Origin of the sequence: Arthrobacter sp. AG1021, from assembly GCF_003633665.1 — a bacterium.
In the GTDB taxonomy this organism is placed as follows: domain Bacteria; phylum Actinomycetota; class Actinomycetes; order Actinomycetales; family Micrococcaceae; genus Glutamicibacter; species Glutamicibacter soli.
This window is the reverse complement of the sequence record NZ_RBLB01000007.1, coordinates 27693-43306: the sequence shown is the minus strand read 5'-3', so window position 1 is coordinate 43306 and position 15614 is coordinate 27693. Positions and strand designations below refer to the sequence as shown.

General features: G+C 60.9%; 17 protein-coding genes. 14 read left to right on the top strand and 3 right to left on the bottom strand.

The genetic code is table 11. The annotated features are described in order from the left end of the window. Nucleotides 1–20 precede the first annotated feature (20 nt). Nucleotides 21–950 carry a diaminopimelate epimerase gene (dapF, locus tag DFO58_RS05675; RefSeq protein ID WP_047121155.1) on the top strand — a complete coding sequence of 310 codons (930 nt, stop codon included), beginning with the start codon at nucleotides 21–23 and terminating at the stop codon, nucleotides 948–950. 34 nt (nucleotides 951–984) lie between these two features. On the opposite strand, the gene DFO58_RS05670 is transcribed toward dapF, so the two are convergent. Beyond that, nucleotides 985–1593, bottom strand: coding sequence for a methyltransferase (locus tag DFO58_RS05670; protein ID WP_120989596.1), 609 nt, complete (start codon nucleotides 1591–1593; stop codon nucleotides 985–987). Nucleotides 1594–2013: 420 nt separating this feature from the next. Here DFO58_RS05670 and hflX point away from each other — a divergent pair, with 420 nt between their 5' ends. Both hflX and DFO58_RS05660 read left to right on the top strand, forming a co-directional pair. Beyond that, the gene (gene hflX, locus DFO58_RS05665) at nucleotides 2014–3582 is read left to right on the top strand and encodes a GTPase HflX (protein ID WP_053797714.1); all 1569 of its coding nucleotides are present in this window, start codon (nucleotides 2014–2016) and stop codon (nucleotides 3580–3582) included. Further along, nucleotides 3575–5572 (top strand): ATP-dependent DNA helicase, encoded by a 1998-nt coding sequence (locus DFO58_RS05660; RefSeq protein ID WP_120989594.1) that lies wholly within the window; start codon nucleotides 3575–3577, stop codon nucleotides 5570–5572. Before hflX ends, DFO58_RS05660 begins: the two co-directional genes overlap by 8 nt. 112 nt (nucleotides 5573–5684) lie before the next feature. On the opposite strand, the gene lexA is transcribed toward DFO58_RS05660, so the two are convergent. Beyond that, entirely contained in the window at nucleotides 5685–6404 is a 720-nt protein-coding gene (lexA, locus tag DFO58_RS05655) for a transcriptional repressor LexA (RefSeq protein ID WP_047121159.1), read from the bottom strand. Between the two features lie 256 nt (nucleotides 6405–6660). Here lexA and DFO58_RS05650 point away from each other — a divergent pair, with 256 nt between their 5' ends. From DFO58_RS05650 to DFO58_RS05620, 8 genes are all read left to right on the top strand, one after another. Continuing rightward, nucleotides 6661–7014: a LysM peptidoglycan-binding domain-containing protein gene (locus DFO58_RS05650; protein WP_047121160.1), complete on the top strand. Its 354-nt coding sequence runs from the start codon at nucleotides 6661–6663 to the stop codon at nucleotides 7012–7014. Nucleotides 7015–7104: 90 nt separating this feature from the next. Continuing rightward, the gene (locus tag DFO58_RS05645) at nucleotides 7105–8211 is read left to right on the top strand and encodes a histidinol-phosphate transaminase (protein ID WP_047121161.1); all 1107 of its coding nucleotides are present in this window, start codon (nucleotides 7105–7107) and stop codon (nucleotides 8209–8211) included. A gap of 21 nt (nucleotides 8212–8232) precedes the next feature. Next, entirely contained in the window at nucleotides 8233–8853 is a 621-nt protein-coding gene (gene hisB / locus DFO58_RS05640) for an imidazoleglycerol-phosphate dehydratase HisB (protein ID WP_047121162.1), read from the top strand. Next, nucleotides 8854–9489 (top strand): imidazole glycerol phosphate synthase subunit HisH, encoded by a 636-nt coding sequence (gene hisH / locus DFO58_RS05635; protein WP_047121163.1) that lies wholly within the window; start codon nucleotides 8854–8856, stop codon nucleotides 9487–9489. Between the two features lies 1 nt (nucleotide 9490). Continuing rightward, entirely contained in the window at nucleotides 9491–9640 is a 150-nt protein-coding gene (locus DFO58_RS18405) for a hypothetical protein (RefSeq protein WP_183043112.1), read from the top strand. A 25-nt stretch (nucleotides 9641–9665) separates the two neighbouring features. Further along, a complete protein-coding gene (priA, locus tag DFO58_RS05630; protein WP_053797716.1) occupies nucleotides 9666–10403 on the top strand; it encodes a bifunctional 1-(5-phosphoribosyl)-5-((5-phosphoribosylamino)methylideneamino)imidazole-4-carboxamide isomerase/phosphoribosylanthranilate isomerase PriA in 738 nt (245 codons plus the stop codon). Between the two features lie 354 nt (nucleotides 10404–10757). Continuing rightward, nucleotides 10758–11639 carry an SseB family protein gene (locus tag DFO58_RS05625; RefSeq protein WP_113606586.1) on the top strand — a complete coding sequence of 294 codons (882 nt, stop codon included), beginning with the start codon at nucleotides 10758–10760 and terminating at the stop codon, nucleotides 11637–11639. Nucleotides 11640–11673: 34 nt separating this feature from the next. Beyond that, the gene (locus DFO58_RS05620; RefSeq protein ID WP_120989592.1) at nucleotides 11674–13008 is read left to right on the top strand and encodes an MFS transporter; all 1335 of its coding nucleotides are present in this window, start codon (nucleotides 11674–11676) and stop codon (nucleotides 13006–13008) included. Nucleotides 13009–13127: 119 nt separating this feature from the next. Here the strand turns inward: DFO58_RS05620 and DFO58_RS05615 are convergent, their stop codons facing one another. Beyond that, on the bottom strand, nucleotides 13128–13493 hold the full coding sequence (locus tag DFO58_RS05615; protein WP_053797718.1) for a DUF1844 domain-containing protein: 366 nt from the start codon (nucleotides 13491–13493) through the stop codon (nucleotides 13128–13130). Nucleotides 13494–13784: 291 nt separating this feature from the next. Between DFO58_RS05615 and infC the strand changes: the two genes are divergently transcribed. The 3 genes from infC to rplT all read left to right on the top strand — a co-directional run bounded on the left by infC (nucleotide 13785) and on the right by rplT (nucleotide 15612). Continuing rightward, entirely contained in the window at nucleotides 13785–14468 is a 684-nt protein-coding gene (infC, locus tag DFO58_RS05610; RefSeq protein ID WP_113606583.1) for a translation initiation factor IF-3, read from the top strand. A 169-nt stretch (nucleotides 14469–14637) separates the two neighbouring features. Beyond that, a complete protein-coding gene (gene rpmI, locus DFO58_RS05605; protein WP_047121169.1) occupies nucleotides 14638–14832 on the top strand; it encodes a 50S ribosomal protein L35 in 195 nt (64 codons plus the stop codon). 99 nt (nucleotides 14833–14931) lie between these two features. Further along, nucleotides 14932–15612, top strand: coding sequence for a 50S ribosomal protein L20 (rplT, locus tag DFO58_RS05600; protein ID WP_047121170.1), 681 nt, complete (start codon nucleotides 14932–14934; stop codon nucleotides 15610–15612). Nucleotides 15613–15614 lie beyond the last annotated feature (2 nt).

The window sequence follows — 15614 nt, the reverse complement described above, 5'->3', positions numbered from 1 at the left end:
ACGAAACACGAGGAGCACGGATGTACCGCAGCGAACTTCAGCAGCTTGCAGGCCAGGCATTTGCCAAGGGCCATGCAACCGGAAACGACTTCGTCTTGCTCGCGGATCCCACGGGAGCACTTCAAATCACCGCCGAACAGGTGGCAGCCCTGTGCCACCGGCATTTCGGCATCGGTGGCGACGGGCTGATCCGTGCGGTGCCGACCTCCCAGGTGTCCGGTTATGAGCAGCAGTTCATCGAGCATCCCAAGGCCTACTGGTTCATGGACTACCGCAACAACGACGGCTCCATCGCCGAGATGTGCGGCAATGGAGTGCGCGCGTTCGTGCATTTCCTCATCGCCGAAGGCCTGGTCAATCTAGCGGTCGGCCAGAGCCTGCAGATCGGCAGCCGTGCCGGTGTCAAGGAAGTCACCCGGCTGGCGGACGGGTACGCAGCCAATCTGGGGCCATGGGGCCTGATCCATGAGGACCAGGCCGCCGCCGACTCGGTGGATTCGATGGTCCGCCCCAGCGGCTGGGAACAGGCGTTGCCGGCGCTGAGCATCACGATGGGCAATCCGCACACCGTGGTAGCGCTTCCGGACCAAGGCATGCTGGAAGATCTGGAGCTCTTTATTGCCCCGGAAGTCTCGCCGGCCCCGCCCCACGGAACCAACGTGGAATTCGTGGTTCCCGCCGAGCCGCTGATCGAAGACGGCCGGGCCAGAGTGAAGATGCGCGTCCACGAACGCGGGGTAGGGGAGACGCTGTCCTGCGGCACCGGAGCTTGCGCGGCCGCCGCTGCGATGCGCTACTGGGCGCGCGGCACCGCCTTGATCAATGATTGGTCGGTTGAAGTTCCCGGAGGCACGGTCGGGGTTGCATTCCTTGCCAACGGCGATCGGGAAGATACCATCCTGAGCGGGCCGGCGGAACTGGTCACGCGCGGGATCATCAGCCGGGACTAGCAGGCGGGCCACACAGCCAACTGGCACGGCGAACCTAGTGGGCCGGGCGTGAAACCTTCAAAACGCGGAAGGCCTTTGCCGTGGCTTCACGGGTGACGCGCCAGTCGTTTGGCAACTGCTCGACCAACCATTTCTGGAGGGAATCGCTGCCCAAGTTCTTCTGCACTACCATCCAGGCCTCGCCACCCGGCGCCAGCCGCGGCAGCCAAAGCAGCAGAAGTTCATGCAGGGCTTCCTTGCCGATGCGGATCGGCGGATTCGACCAGATCGTGTCGAATTCAAGCTCCGGGTCCACAGTTTCCGGCCGGCCGACCACCACGTTGTCCAGGCCCAAGCTCTGCGCATTCAGGCGGGCCAGCTCGATGGAACGCTCGTTGACGTCGACGCCGTAGACTTCCGAACCGGGGCTTTGCTCGGCCGCGGTAATCGTGATGGGTCCCCAGCCGCAGCCGATGTCCAAGATGCGGCCATGCGGCGCCGGAACGTTCTTCAACAGCACCTCGGTGCCCTTGTCCAAACCGGAAGGCGAGAAGATGCCGGCTGCGGTCTGGATCTTGCGAACGGTGCCGTTCAACTCGACTGAAATCGTGCGGCGTTCATCGGCCGAGGCGGGGCTGGCGCTGAAGTAGTGATCCGAGCTCATACTGCAAAGTTTATCGTTGCGTGCGCACGGGCCAAATATGGGCGGAGGCAACGTGACAAAGCCAATATGTACCAGGCCGCACAAGACTGATAGAGTTTTGTCTATGACTTTGTTCTTCGTCTAATACGTAGCCCACACGGTTACCCGTGATTCCCGGATCCCCGGCGCTGGTCTTGCGCGCCCGGACGGCGGAATCCGCAGGCGGCAAAGTCTTTTCTACTTTCCAGACTCCCAGGTGTGTTGGGGTCTTCACCTTGCCTTTGCGTTTGCGTAACCGCATCACCATCAGCACCGAATGCTGCTACCGATTTCTGCAAAGGATACTCAATGACCAACGAACACCTTGAAACCGACCGCGCCACGTCGCGAAGTGGGGGTGCCCCGCACTATTCTGGAAAGCGAAGTACTTCAAAGGAGACCATGACTAACTCCGAGTCACACGAACACGATTCATCGTCGATGGACGACGCCCAGATTCAGGCCGCCATCGACCGCATCCTTGCGGCAGACGAGGCCCAGGGACCTCAGGTGCAGCATTTCGCATCCGATGATGAATCCATTTTCTCTGGTCAGGCGACCGCCCTGAACCGTTTTTCCTCCGGCTATTCCACCTATGACGGTGAGCAGGACGACCTGGCCGAGCGTCGCGCCCTGCGACGCGTTGCAGGCCTCTCTACGGAGCTCGAAGACGTCACCGAGGTGGAGTACCGTCAGCTGCGCCTTGAGCGTGTGGTGCTGGCCGGAGTCTGGACCGATGGAAGCGTCACCGAAGCGGAGAATTCGCTGCGCGAATTGGCCGCGCTGGCGGAAACCGCAGGCTCGGAAGTACTCGACGGTGTTGTGCAGCGCCGCAGCAAGCCAGACCCGTCGACGTATCTGGGCTCGGGCAAGGCCATGGAGTTGCGCGAGATCGTAGCCTCCACTGGCGCCGATACCGTGATTGTCGATGCCGAACTGGCCCCGTCGCAGCGCCGTGCGCTGGAAGACGTTGTCAAGGTCAAGGTCATCGACCGCACCAGTTTGATCCTGGACATCTTCGCGCAGCATGCGAAGTCCCGTGAAGGCAAGGCTCAGGTCGAACTGGCCCAGCTGGAATACCTGCTTCCGCGTCTGCGTGGCTGGGGCGAATCCATGTCCCGCCAGGCCGGCGGCCGGGTGGGCGCCGCGGGTGGCGGCATTGGTTCGCGTGGCCCGGGTGAAACCAAGATTGAAATGGATCGCCGCCGCATTCGCGACCGCATGGCAAAATTGCGCCGTGAGATCAAGGCGATGAAGCCGGCCCGAGAAGCCAAGCGCGCAAACCGCCGGCGCAACGAAGTTCCCGCGGTGGCTATTGCCGGCTATACCAATGCCGGGAAGTCCTCCCTGCTGAACCGACTGACCAATGCCGGGGTCTTGGTGGAGAACGCGCTGTTCGCCACCCTGGATCCCACCGTGCGGCAGGCGGCCACCGAGGACGGGCTGACCTACACGCTGGCGGATACGGTGGGTTTCGTGTCCAACCTGCCGACGCAGCTGGTGGAGGCTTTCCGCTCGACGCTGGAGGAAATTGCGGATTCCGACCTGATTCTTCACGTTGTTGATGCCTCGCATCCGGATCCGGAAGGCCAGATCCAGGCAGTGCGTACGGTGCTGGGCGAAGTCGATGCGCTGAACATTCCCGAGATCATCGTGCTGAACAAGGCTGATGTGGCTGACCCATTTGTTATTGAAAGGGTCCGAAACCGCGAATCCAATACCGTGGTTGTCTCGGCACACACCGGTGAGGGAATCGAGGAGCTTCTGGCGAAGGTCAGCTCCTCGATTCCGCGCCCGGGAGTGCAGATGGAAGTGCTGATCCCATATAACCGCGGGGATCTGATCGCGAAACTTCATCAGAGTGAGTCTGAAATCCTTGAAAGCGAGCATCTGGAGAACGGAACCAGATTGATCGTCAAGGTACGAGAATCGTTGGCAGCAGAGTTGGAGACTTTCAACCTTCATGGATAAGCAAGAGCAGGCCCTTGACCTGCTGGAAGCCGCAGTAACTTCCATGGGCGGCGCCATGCGCGCCGGCCAGCAGGAAATGGTCAAGCAAGTTGTATCGGCGCTGGAAGACGAAGAGCATCTGCTGGTGCAAGCAGGAACCGGTACGGGCAAGTCCATGGGCTACCTGATCCCGGCACTGGCACACGCCCAGACCAGCGCCAAACCGGTAATCGTATCGACTGCAACCTTGGCGTTGCAGTCGCAGATCGTCGGACGTGACGTACCTCGGCTCCTGGAGTCTCTCAAAGGCAAGCTTTCGCGACCCATGGACGTGGCCCTGCTCAAGGGCCGCTCCAACTACCTCTGCCAGTACAAGCTCGGCGGCGGATACCCGGAAGACGACGAAGGCACGTTGTTCTCCATGGATGAGCCCGCCGCGCCCAGGGGACAGACATTTTCCCCGCTGGCCAGCGAAGTCATGAAGCTTCGCGAATGGGCCGAGCGCACCGACACAGGGGACCGGGACGAACTGGTCCCCGGAGTCAGCGACAAGGCATGGAAACAGGTTTCGGTGTCCGCCATGGAGTGCCTTGGCTCCCAGAAATGCCCTATGGCCGATGAATGCTTCTCGGAGATGGCCCGCGCCCGGGCCGCCGAATCCGACGTGGTGATTACCAACCACGCCCTGCTGGCGGTCTCCGCCTTCGAAGGGCTGTCGGTGCTCCCGGACTTCGACGTCGCCATCATCGATGAGGCCCACGAGCTCCAGGACCGCGTCACCAGCTCGGTCTCAGGGGCACTGTCGGCTCGTATGGTGCTCACCGCAGCGGGCGGGGCCAAGCGCCATTGCGCCGTCAACGTTGACGAATTGGTCAAAGCCACCAACAGACTTGAAAAGGCCTTGACCGGCGTACCGACCGGGTTGTTGCAGACCGGCCTGCGCGAGGACATGGGAATCGCCCTGAACGACATCGTGGAACAGGCCCGGCTCATTCTCGCATTGACGAAGCCTGAAGCCAACGCGCCGGCCGATGGTGGTCGCCAGACCGCCAGGTCGCAAATGCAGGCCGTCATGGACGACGCCATCCGCATGCTCGAAGCCGAAGACCGCCGGGAGGTGCTCTACACGACCCGTCCGCGAGAATTTGTCGAAGGCCGCGGCTATGTCGAGGCGGATGACAACCAGCCGGCGACACTTAACGTGGCACCGCTGTCCGTGGCCGGAAAACTGCGCGAAGGACTCTTTGACGGTCGTACCGTCATCTTGACCAGCGCCACCTTGGCCATCGGCGCGCAATTCGACTCGGTGGCCGGTTCACTGGGGCTCATGGGTGCCGGTGCACCGTCATGGACAGGCATCGACGTCGGCAGCCCATTCGATTATCCGAAGCAGGGCATCTTGTATGTCGCCAAGCACCTGCCCAAACCCGGCAGGCAGCTTGCCGCCGAGACCCTGGACGAAATCGAGGATCTGATCAAGGCTTCGGGCGGCGGCGCGTTGGCGCTGTTCACCTCGAAGCGTTCTGCCGAAGAAGCGGCGGCGATCTTGCGCGAGCGCCTCGACGTCGAGATCCTCTGCCAGGGTGATGCGAGCATGAAGTCTCTGGTAGCGCAGTTTGCCGAGGAACGGGACACTTGTCTCTTCGGCACCATGACTCTCTGGCAGGGCGTAGACGTGCCTGGCGACTCCTGCCGTTTGGTTATTATCGACAAGATCCCGTTCCCGCGTCCGGACGATCCGATCTCCAAGGCCCGCACCGAAGACGTGCAGAAGCACGGCGGCAACGGTTTCATGCAGGTTTCGGCCACCCACGCCGCGATCCGTCTGGCCCAGGGCGCTGGCCGGTTGATTCGTTCCGTGTCGGACAAGGGCGTCGTGGCAATCCTCGACTCACGCATGGCTACCGCACGCTACGGCAGTTTCCTCAAGGCCTCGTTGCCGCCGATGTGGCCCACCGTGGACAAGAAGACCATCACCGGTGTCCTCAAGCGGATGGACCCGAACCGCTAGATCGGTATTGGTTCATTCCGCGGAAGCCGGCACGGCTGAGCCCGTGTCGAAGCAAAGAGCGCTGGGACGCAGTCATATTGAACTGCACCCCAGCGCTCTTCGATTTGTTGGATTAGAGCGAACGCATGACCGATACAACGCGTCCCATGACGGTCGCTGCATCACCGAGGATCGGCTCGTACCGAGAATTCTGCGGCAACAACCAGGTATGACCGTCGCGCTGCCGGAACGTCTTCACGGTAGCTTCTTCATCGAGCAATGCAGCCACGATGTCGCCGTTGTTCGCAGTTTGCTGGCGACGCACAACAACCCAGTCGCCGTCGCAGATCGCAGCATCAACCATCGAGTCTCCTGAGACTCGAAGCATGAACAGCTCTCCGTGGCCCACCAGCTGGCGCGGAAGCGCGAACACGTCCTCTACCGTCTGATCTGCAAGGATCGGTCCACCAGCGGCGATACGGCCAACCAGCGGCACCATAGTGGTGTCCGCGGAGGTGCTCAGCTCAATGATCTTCGCATCTTCCTTGCCGGCCTCTTCCGCTGGCTTGGGCGCCTCGGCCGCTGCGGCATCCTCGCTGAGCTGCAGCGGCAGCAGGATCTCCATGGCACGAGGTCGGCGTGGATCACGACGAAGGTAGCCGAGCTTTTCAAGCTGGCTCAACTGGTGCGTGACACTCGACAGGCTCTTGAGCCCCACGGTGTCGCCGATCTCGCGCATCGACGGCGGATAGCCGTTCTTTCCGATCGAGCGCTGGATGGTCTCGAGAATTTTCTTCTGGCGGATCGTCAGCGAACGTGCATTCGATCGGGGAGTGCGCTCTGAAGCTGACATGACCTTTAGCCTTCCCTAATCACCGGTCGTGAGCTGCGCGGATGCCTAACTGTCGGAAGCCAGTGATGTTATGTATTCGTTCCTCTTCTACTTCGAAATCTTAGTCGATGTGAGGGAGTCTTTCAAAGATTTGTTCGAAAGTGTCTGGACAATTTCCGCGAAGTTCTGTTAGAAAAGATATACGAGAATCGAACACATCTTCGAAAACAGTATTCGAAGACAGGTTCGCATCATGCCACTGTTGAGGAGAATAGTCATGGCAACCGCCGCACTTGACTCGAAACGCACCAAAGAACACATGAAGATCCGCATCAATCGTCGCGGCTGGGCCGTGCTGGTTGGGGTCCCGGTGTTCATTCTGACCATCGCCGCCGCATTCCTGATCACCATGTTCACTTCAAGTGCCCAGGCGGCGTCCAACTCGCCGCAAGGTGTTGAAACCGTGGCCGTGACCGTCATCCCGGGCGACTCGTTGTGGGATCTCGCCCGTGAATACGCCGTAGGCTACGACGTGAATGCGGCCATGGAGCATATCACGGAGATCAACGCACTGGACTCCAGCGAGATCCGCGTTGGCGACACCTTGGAGATCCCGGTGTTGGCCAACTAGCCGGTCAAACCCTCAAAATGGCGACAGGTATTGTTACCAAGGTTTGTCGCCAATTCTTGAACCGACGACTGCGCCATTAGACTTAATGACGTGAATGTCCGCAGTGAACTATTGAGTCAGCTGCCCTTGCGTGAGAATCTCCGCGGGCTGTCCCCTTACGGTGCGCCACAAATTGACGTACCAATTCAGCTGAATGTCAATGAGAACACCCATCCGCTTCCGCAGACCGTGATTGATGCAATCGCTCAAGAAGTCTCCAAGGCAGCGGCCACGCTGAATCGCTACCCGGATCGTGAATTCGTGGAATTGCGTGAACTCCTAGCCAAGTACCTGGGCCACGATCTGGATCGCGAGAACATTTGGGCCGCGAACGGTTCCAATGAGATCCTGCAGCAGATCCTGCAAGCCTTCGGTGGCCCCGGTCGAAGCGTCATGAGTTTCGGCCCCACTTATTCCATGTACCCGCTGCTGGCCAGCGGAACCGATACCGAATACATCGCCGGCCAACGCGCCGATGATTTCACTCTCTCGGCCGACTCTGCTGCCGCGCAGGTACGCGAGCACACACCGAATATCGTTTTCCTCTGCTCTCCGAACAACCCAACCGGCACGGCATTGGGACTGGATGTCATCGAGGCTGTCTACGAGGCAGCCTCCGAGACCAACGCTATGGTCATCGTCGACGAGGCCTACGCTGAATTTTCACTGGCCAATACCAAGTCGGCACTGAGCCTCCTCGGAGGTCGCCAGCGCTTGATTGTCAGCCGCACGATGTCCAAGGCCTTCGGCTTGGCTGGCGCCCGAGTGGGCTACTTGGCTGCGGCACCGGAAGTCACCGATGCGATTCGGCTTGTCCGCCTGCCCTACCACCTCTCTGCAGTGACCCAGGCGACCGCCATTGCCGCGCTGAAGAACGTTGACCTTCTGCTTGCACAGGTCGAAGAAATCAAGACCCAGCGCGACCGCATCGTGAGCACCTTGACCGAGCTGGGTTTGAAGCCTTCGGTTTCAGACTCGAACTTCGTCTTTTTCGGCGGCCTGGACGACCCCCACGCCATTTGGCAGGGGCTTCTCGACGCCGGAATCATCATCCGTGACAACGGAATCGCCGGCACCCTGCGAGTCACCGCGGGAACTGAGGCCGAAACCACCGCCTTCTTGGAGCGGCTGACCGAACTGCTCAGCGCACAGAAGTAGAAAAGACAAGCGAAGGAAGACATGTCTGCCGAATTGATTGGCGCACGTCGCGCCCGTATGGAACGAGTCACCAGCGAATCCTCGGTATTCGTTGAACTGGATCTCGATGGCTCAGGCGTCTCGGAGATCAGCACCACCGTGCCGTTCTTCGACCATATGCTCACTGCCCTGTCCAAGCACTCGCTGATCGACCTCACCGTGCGTGCAACCGGCGACACCCATATCGACGTACACCACACAGTGGAAGACACCGCGATCACCATCGGCGAGGTGCTGCGTGTTGCCCTGGGCAACAAGGCGGGTATCCGCCGCTTCGGCACTTCCTACGCACCGCTGGACGAAGCACTAGCCCGCTCCGTTGTAGATGTCTCCGGGCGCCCCTACCTGGTGCACGGCGGCGAGCCGGCCGGCCAGGAATACCATCTGATCGGTGGACACTTCACCGGTTCGATGACCCGTCACGTTTTCGAAGCGATCACGTTCCACGCGCAGATTTGTGCCCACATCGAGGTGCTCTCGGGCCGCGACCCGCACCACATCGTCGAAGCGCAGTTCAAGTCCTTCGCCCGTGCCTTGCGCGAAGCCGTCGAGCACGACGAACGCATGGGCGACAAGATTCCATCCACGAAGGGTGCCCTTTAAGTGGCAAAAAAGAAAGTTGTTGTCCTGGACTACGGTTCGGGCAACGTTCGCTCGGCAGTGCGTGCGCTTGAAGCCGCCGGAGCCGAGGTAGAGCTGACCGCAGACGCGGACAAGGTCCAAGCGGCTGACGGTCTGGTCGTTCCCGGCGTCGGCGCCTACGCATCGGTCATGGACCAGCTGACCAAGCTCGGTGCACTGCGCTGGATCGGTCGCCGTATCGCCGGCGGCAAGCCCGTGCTCGGAATCTGCGTTGGACATCAGGTCTTCTTCGACGAAGGCGTGGAACACGGCGTCAAGACGGCGGGTATTGGCGAGTGGCCAGGCACCGTAGAGCGGCTGCAGGCTGATGTCATCCCGCATATGGGCTGGAACACCGTTCGTCCGCCGGAAAACACCAAGCTCTTTGCAGGTATCGAAAACGAGCGCTTCTACTTCGTGCATTCATATGGAGTGCAGAAGTGGGAATTCGACGTCACCCAGCCGGCAATGACTCCGCCGCAGGTTACCTGGTCCACCCACGGAACCCCATTCATCGCAGCCGTTGAAAACGGTGCCTTGTCGGCAGTGCAATTCCACCCGGAGAAGTCTGGCGAAGCTGGCAAGAAGCTGCTGAGCAACTGGCTGGAGACTCTCTAGAATGTGGTCGATCGTACTCCTCGGGGTCGGCGCATTTCTTGCCGGCGGAGCAATCTCCTTGAAGAACCAGAAAGCGCACCTGTCGTGGATCATTGCCGCGTGGGGCCTGGCAGCTGGTTGTGTCATCGCAGCATGGGTCTTGACCCTCTAGTTTCAAACTTTCGAAGAAGGACAACATGAGTGAGCAACCAATTCTCGAACTGCTTCCCGCAGTAGATATCGCCGGCGGACAGGCGGTTCGCCTGGTTCAGGGTGAAGCCGGATCCGAAACTGGATACGGCGACCCTCTGGAAGCGGCGCTGGCCTGGCAGAACGACGGTGCAGAATGGCTGCACCTGGTCGACCTCGACGCCGCCTTCGGTCGCGGCAGCAACATCGAGATCGTCCAGCGAATCGCCCAGGAGCTGTCCATCAAGGTTGAGCTCTCCGGCGGAATCCGTGATGACGCGTCACTAGATCGCGCACTGGAATTCGGCGCCACCCGCGTGAACCTCGGGACGGCCGCACTGGAGAACCCGGAGTGGACCCGCAAGGCCATTGCCCGCCACGGCGACAAGATCGCCGTGGGCATGGATGTGCGTGGCACTACGCTCTCCGGCCATGGCTGGACCAAGGACGGGGGAGACCTCTGGGAGGTGCTTGCCCGCTTGGAGGATGCCGGCTGTGCGCGCTACGTCGTCACTGACGTCACGAAGGACGGAACCCTGCGTGGACCCAACGTTGAATTGCTGCGCGAGATCGCCTCGAAAACCAACAAGCCGGTTGTCGCATCGGGCGGTATCTCTTCCCTCGAAGACCTGCGTGTTCTGCGTGCGTTGGTGCCGGAAGGCATCGAAGGCGCCATCATGGGCAAGGCCCTGTACTCGGGGCAGTTCACGCTGCCCGAGGCGCTTGATGTGGCAGGCCGTCGCTAAATAGGTCTGAGCCAGACCTTTGAAGTCGTGGATCGGTTGGAAAAATCCAGCCGGTCCACGATTTTTTATGAAGCCGAATATGAACCTCCTGCGGCGTCTGTGGCCAACGGCGGGGGACGGATGAGCCCCCGCCCAGGCCGCGAACTGCGCCCTGCGGGAGATAGCCCGGCATTGCCGTGGCAAACAGGCTCTCGGATTCCGTGTCCTTGCGCATTATCATTTCAAGATGCCACATCCGCCGCGTTGTGGCCAGGCCCGAATATCTGAAGTGTGCCCAAGGTCTCGTGGGCAAGCTCATGCCCGAGTCCCTGAAACTTGTTCTTCCACCGGGGTTCTCACAGATAGCATGGATCTATGAGCACCGCGCAACCTGAATCCGCACCCAAGCGCCACCTGCCCGGACATATCGCCGCGGCACTGGCGCAGGCAGGTTCCCCGACTGATTCCGCAGGTCAAAGCTGGGAAGGCCGGGACCTGGCCGGTGATGAAAACCCGCTGCACAAGTTCGACAAGGACGACGGACTGGCAGATGAGGCGGTGATGCAGGCGCTGGCTGATCTGCGAGCCGGCAACGGCAGCGAGTCCGGCGTCCACCAGTCGCTGGCCAACGCCCGGGTTTTCGTTGCAGTAGTAGCCCAGCTTGGCGAAGAAGCGATGACCGAGCACGGCTTCGCCTCCGACAAGGAAGCCGACATGGCCCTGGTCAAGATCAAGGGGCCGGACGGACGCATGGCCTTGCCGGTGTTCACCACCGTGGAGCGGCTCCAGGCCTGGCACAACGAAGCGAGACCAGTCGCGGTCTACGCCCCGCGCGCCGCGTTGTCTGCGGTCAGCGAAGAATGCCAATTACTGGTGCTGGATCCGGGCGGCGACTACACGTTCGTCCTTCGACGACCGGGCATGTGGAACCTTGCCAAGCAGATCGAATGGACACCGAGCTATCTGAACCAGGGCATTGCTGAAATCGTCCAGGACGCGACGAGTGGCTACGCCCAGCTTCGCAAAGTGCAGCTAGCACCAGGCCGAGGAGTTGGTTCACGAGATGCGCAGGGCAACGCAGTGCCCGGAGGCGGCTCCGGACCGGAATTGAACCTGCAGTTCGTTTTCGCGGCAGGAACCAGCGAAAACGATGCGCGAGAGATCGCGACAAATATTCACGGGCTATTGGCTCGAAAACCCGAGTTCGCCGAGGCGGTGGACTCGATAGAAATCAGCTTGCTCAGCTCATCCAGCTAGGGTGGGGCCTACACGAAGAGGAATACTCCGCGTCATGAAGAACTACTGGCAGATCCTGCGTCAGCCTCAGATCGCTTCGCTGCTGGTTATCGGCATGGTCGCTCGGCTTCCTCATTCGGCGTTGGGCATGCTGCTTTTGCTCCATCTGGTCACGAACCTGGACCAGAGCTGGGTTTCCGCCGGCTTGGTGACAGCCTTGATGACCATTGGCATCGCGATCGGCGCACCTTGGCGCGGTGCCCGCGTAGACATGTGGGGTCTGCGCAGGGCGCTGATTCCCTCGGTCATCGTCGAAACAGCGGTCTGGTGCACAGTCCCGCACGTCCCGCTGGTATGGATCTATCCGCTGGCTTTCATCGGCGGGCTCTTCGCCCTGCCGGTCTTCTCCGTGGTCCGAACCGCCTTGGGCGTGATGACCACCGGCGAGCAACGGCGCACCGCGTTCGCCCTGGATGCCACCGCCACCGAACTGGTGTTCATCGTCGGCCCGGCAGCCGCAGGTATCGTGGCAACGCAGATTTCAAGCACCATCGGGCTGAGCGTCATCGGCGTGACGGCCTCGGCGGCCGGATTGGCCATGATGCTCTTGAACCCTCCGACCAGCAGCGCCGACCCCAAGGCGTCGGCAAACAAGTCCAACGCTCACGAAGAACGGCTCGGCGCCGAGGCGAGCTTCATCGCCGCGGCTCCGGTAGGCGTGCCGGAAGTTGAAGGCGAATTGATTCTGGCCGGCATGAAATCTGCGCGTGCCAGGATCAAGAAGCGCGGCAAGAACTTCAAAGACCGCTTCAACTGGGTCAGCGCCTCGGTGCTCGCGGTCTTCATCGCGGCCTCCGGAGCAGGAATGCTGCTGACCGGCACCGAGGTATCCATCGTGGCTGAACTTGAAGCTGGCGGGAACAGCGAACAGCTTGGCCTCGTGTTCCTGTTTTGGTGCGGCGCATCCTTGATTGGCGGCCTGCTGTACGGCGCCATGCGCCGCAATATTTCGCCCCTTGTCCTGCTGCTGCTCATGGCGATCTTGACGATCCCGATGTTCTTCGCCTGGGATCCGCTGTCTCTGGCGATCTTCTCCGCGCTGCCTGGCTTCATGTGCGCACCGACCTTGTCCGCCGCCTCGGAGTGGCTGACCGACCTGGTGGCTGAAAAGCGCCGTGGCGAGGCCATGGGCTGGTACGGGTCGGCCATGACCGGCGGCACGGCGTTGGGGTCCCCGATGACCGGCGTGATGGTCGACAATTTCGGCCCCCCGCTGGCATTCGTCGGCATCGGTTCGCTGGCCATCATCGTTGTTGTCCTGGCATTGCTTGCCCAGCAGATTCGCCGCCGGGTCCGCCGGCAGCGCACCCGTACCCGCATCGCGGCGTAGATGGCGTAGATAACGTTTACGCGGATCTTCAGTTACAAGAACAAAAAATCATCCTCGGTTCGGCACAATGTGCCGGACCGAGGATGATCTTAATCTCTAATATTTTTTCGGATCGAAGCCTAGTTGACCGGTCCGGTGAACTTTTCGCCCGGGCCCTTGCCTGGTGCGTCGGGGATCAGCGAGGCTTCGCGGAAGGCCAGCTGCAGGCTACGCAGGCCGTCGCGCAGCGGCGCTGCATGCTGCGAACCAATCTCAGGTGCACCCGCGGTGACTAGGCCGGCGAGGGCGGTGATCAGCTTGCGGGCTTCGTCCAAATCCTTCAGTTCATTTGCGTCATCGCCTTCGGCCAGGCCGCATTTGACGGCGGCGGCGCTCATCAGGTGAACGGCAGCGGTCGTGATGATCTCTACTGCAGCGACCTCAGCGATGTCACGCACCTGCTGGTCGACGGAGTGCTGATGCGAGTTGGTGTCTTCGGTACTCATACTGCTAAGCTTGTCACAGACCGACTCGATACATGCAGTCAGGGTCCACCGGTTCGCGCCGGGCGGACGGATCGTATTAGTATTGAGCCAAGCAAGTGGAGGCCAACTCCCACCCGCTGTCGCCGTTTTGAGGCTTCCGGGTAATTCGGCAGGATATGCCTGAGCATATCCAAGATGGAACTCGGAAATTTCCGCAGATCCATTGTGTCGTCACTGTGGCCTTCGCCTGCAATCGCAGCCGGAGGCCTTCTTCGTTTGCGGGTATGGAACTTAGGATTTCAGGAGTGACACATCAGCGATCCACGCATTAATGAGCGCATTCGCGTGCCAGAGGTACGTCTCGTCGGCCCCAATGGTGAGCAGGTAGGCATCGTCCGCATCGAGGACGCGCTTCGACTGGCTCACGAGTCCGATCTGGACTTGGTCGAGGTGGCACCCAACGCCAAGCCTCCAGTGTGCAAACTGATGGACTTCGGCAAGTACAAGTACGAAGCCGCTGTCAAGGCTCGCGAAGCTCGCAAGAACCAGACCAATACGGTCCTGAAGGAAGTTCGCTTCCGCCTGAAGATTGACACCCACGACTACCAGACCAAGGTCGGCCACGCACTGCGCTTCCTGGGCGCCGGTGACAAGGTCAAGGCCATGATCCAGTTCCGTGGTCGTGAACAGCAGCGTCCCGAGATGGGTATCCGCCTGCTGGAGAAGTTTGCAGCGGATGTCGCCGAGGTTGGCGTCATTGAATCCAGCCCGCGCATCGATGGCCGAAACATGGTCATGGTTGTAGGTCCGCTGAAGAACAAGGCCGAGGCTCGCCGCGAACAGCAGCAGAAGTCGGGTGGCCGTGATTCGGCCAAGCGCAAGATCCGCACCGACGCTCCAGCCGAGACCGAAGGCCAGAATGTCGCAGCAGCGATGGACGAGGAATCTCGCGCCAAGCTGGAGCAGGCACGCCAAGCAGCTGAAGGCGACGCCTAGCCAAGCCTGTTGGGCTTTCGAGCCCGTCACCGCTAGACGGTGAAGGAACTTCCTTGGAAGATCCAACTACAAGAGAACAGCAGCGGTCACCTTTCGCAAGGGGCCCGCTTCGGATGATCCCTACACGTCATTCAATTGCCGTGTGGAGCACGTAAGGAGAACGGCAGCTATGCCGAAGTTCAAGACTCACAGTGGCGCCAAGAAGCGCTTCAAGGTTACCGGCAGCGGTAAGCTCGTCCGCCAGCAGGCTAACCGCCGTCACTACCTGGAGCACAAGTCCTCGCGACTGACCCGTCGCCTGGCTTCTGACCAGCTGGTCGCAAAGGCCGATGTGAAGACCATCAAGCGGATGCTGGGCCTCTAAGCCTCCCTTTCGCAATTCGGGGAAGCATCACCCCACCACCCATAGACTTCTCCCATTCCGCCACCGCGGCCTGGGGAACCAACTTGAAGGAGAACACACGTGGCACGTGTGAAGCGGGCAGTAAACGCCCACAAGAAGCGTCGCGTCGTAATGGAACGCGCCAAGGGCTACCGCGGTCAGCGTTCGCGCCTGTACCGCAAGGCCAAGGAGCAGCTGCTCCACTCGTTCGTTTACAGCTTCAACGACCGTCGCAAGCGCAAGGGTGACTTCCGCCGCCTGTGGATCCAGCGCATCAACGCTGCATCCCGCGCCAACGGTCTGACCTACAACCGTCTGATCCAGGGCCTGAAGGCCGCTGAGATCGAGGTTGACCGCCGCATGCTTGCCGAGCTGGCTGTCTCGGACTCCAACGCATTCGCCACTCTGGTTCAGGTAGCAAAGGGTGCCCTGCCGGCTGACGTCAACGCCCCAAAAGCGCCTAAGGTAGTAGCCGCTGCAGCCCCAAAGGCTGCTGCTAAGGCTGCTGCCGCTGCTCCAGAGGCCGCAAAGGCCCCAGCCGCAGAGGCTACGCAAGCAAACGGCGTCTTCAAGGTAGTTGAAGGTGCTGAGGTCCCAGAGGGCTTCATCATCAAGGGCAATGCAGGCTCCAACAAGTACCACGTACCGGGCTCGACTTGGTACGAGCAGACTGACGCTGAAGTTTGGTTCAACTCCATCGAGGCTGCCAAGGCCGCAGGCTTCGAGCCTGCCGGCGGCGAAGCCCGCCAGAAGATGAAGTAAAT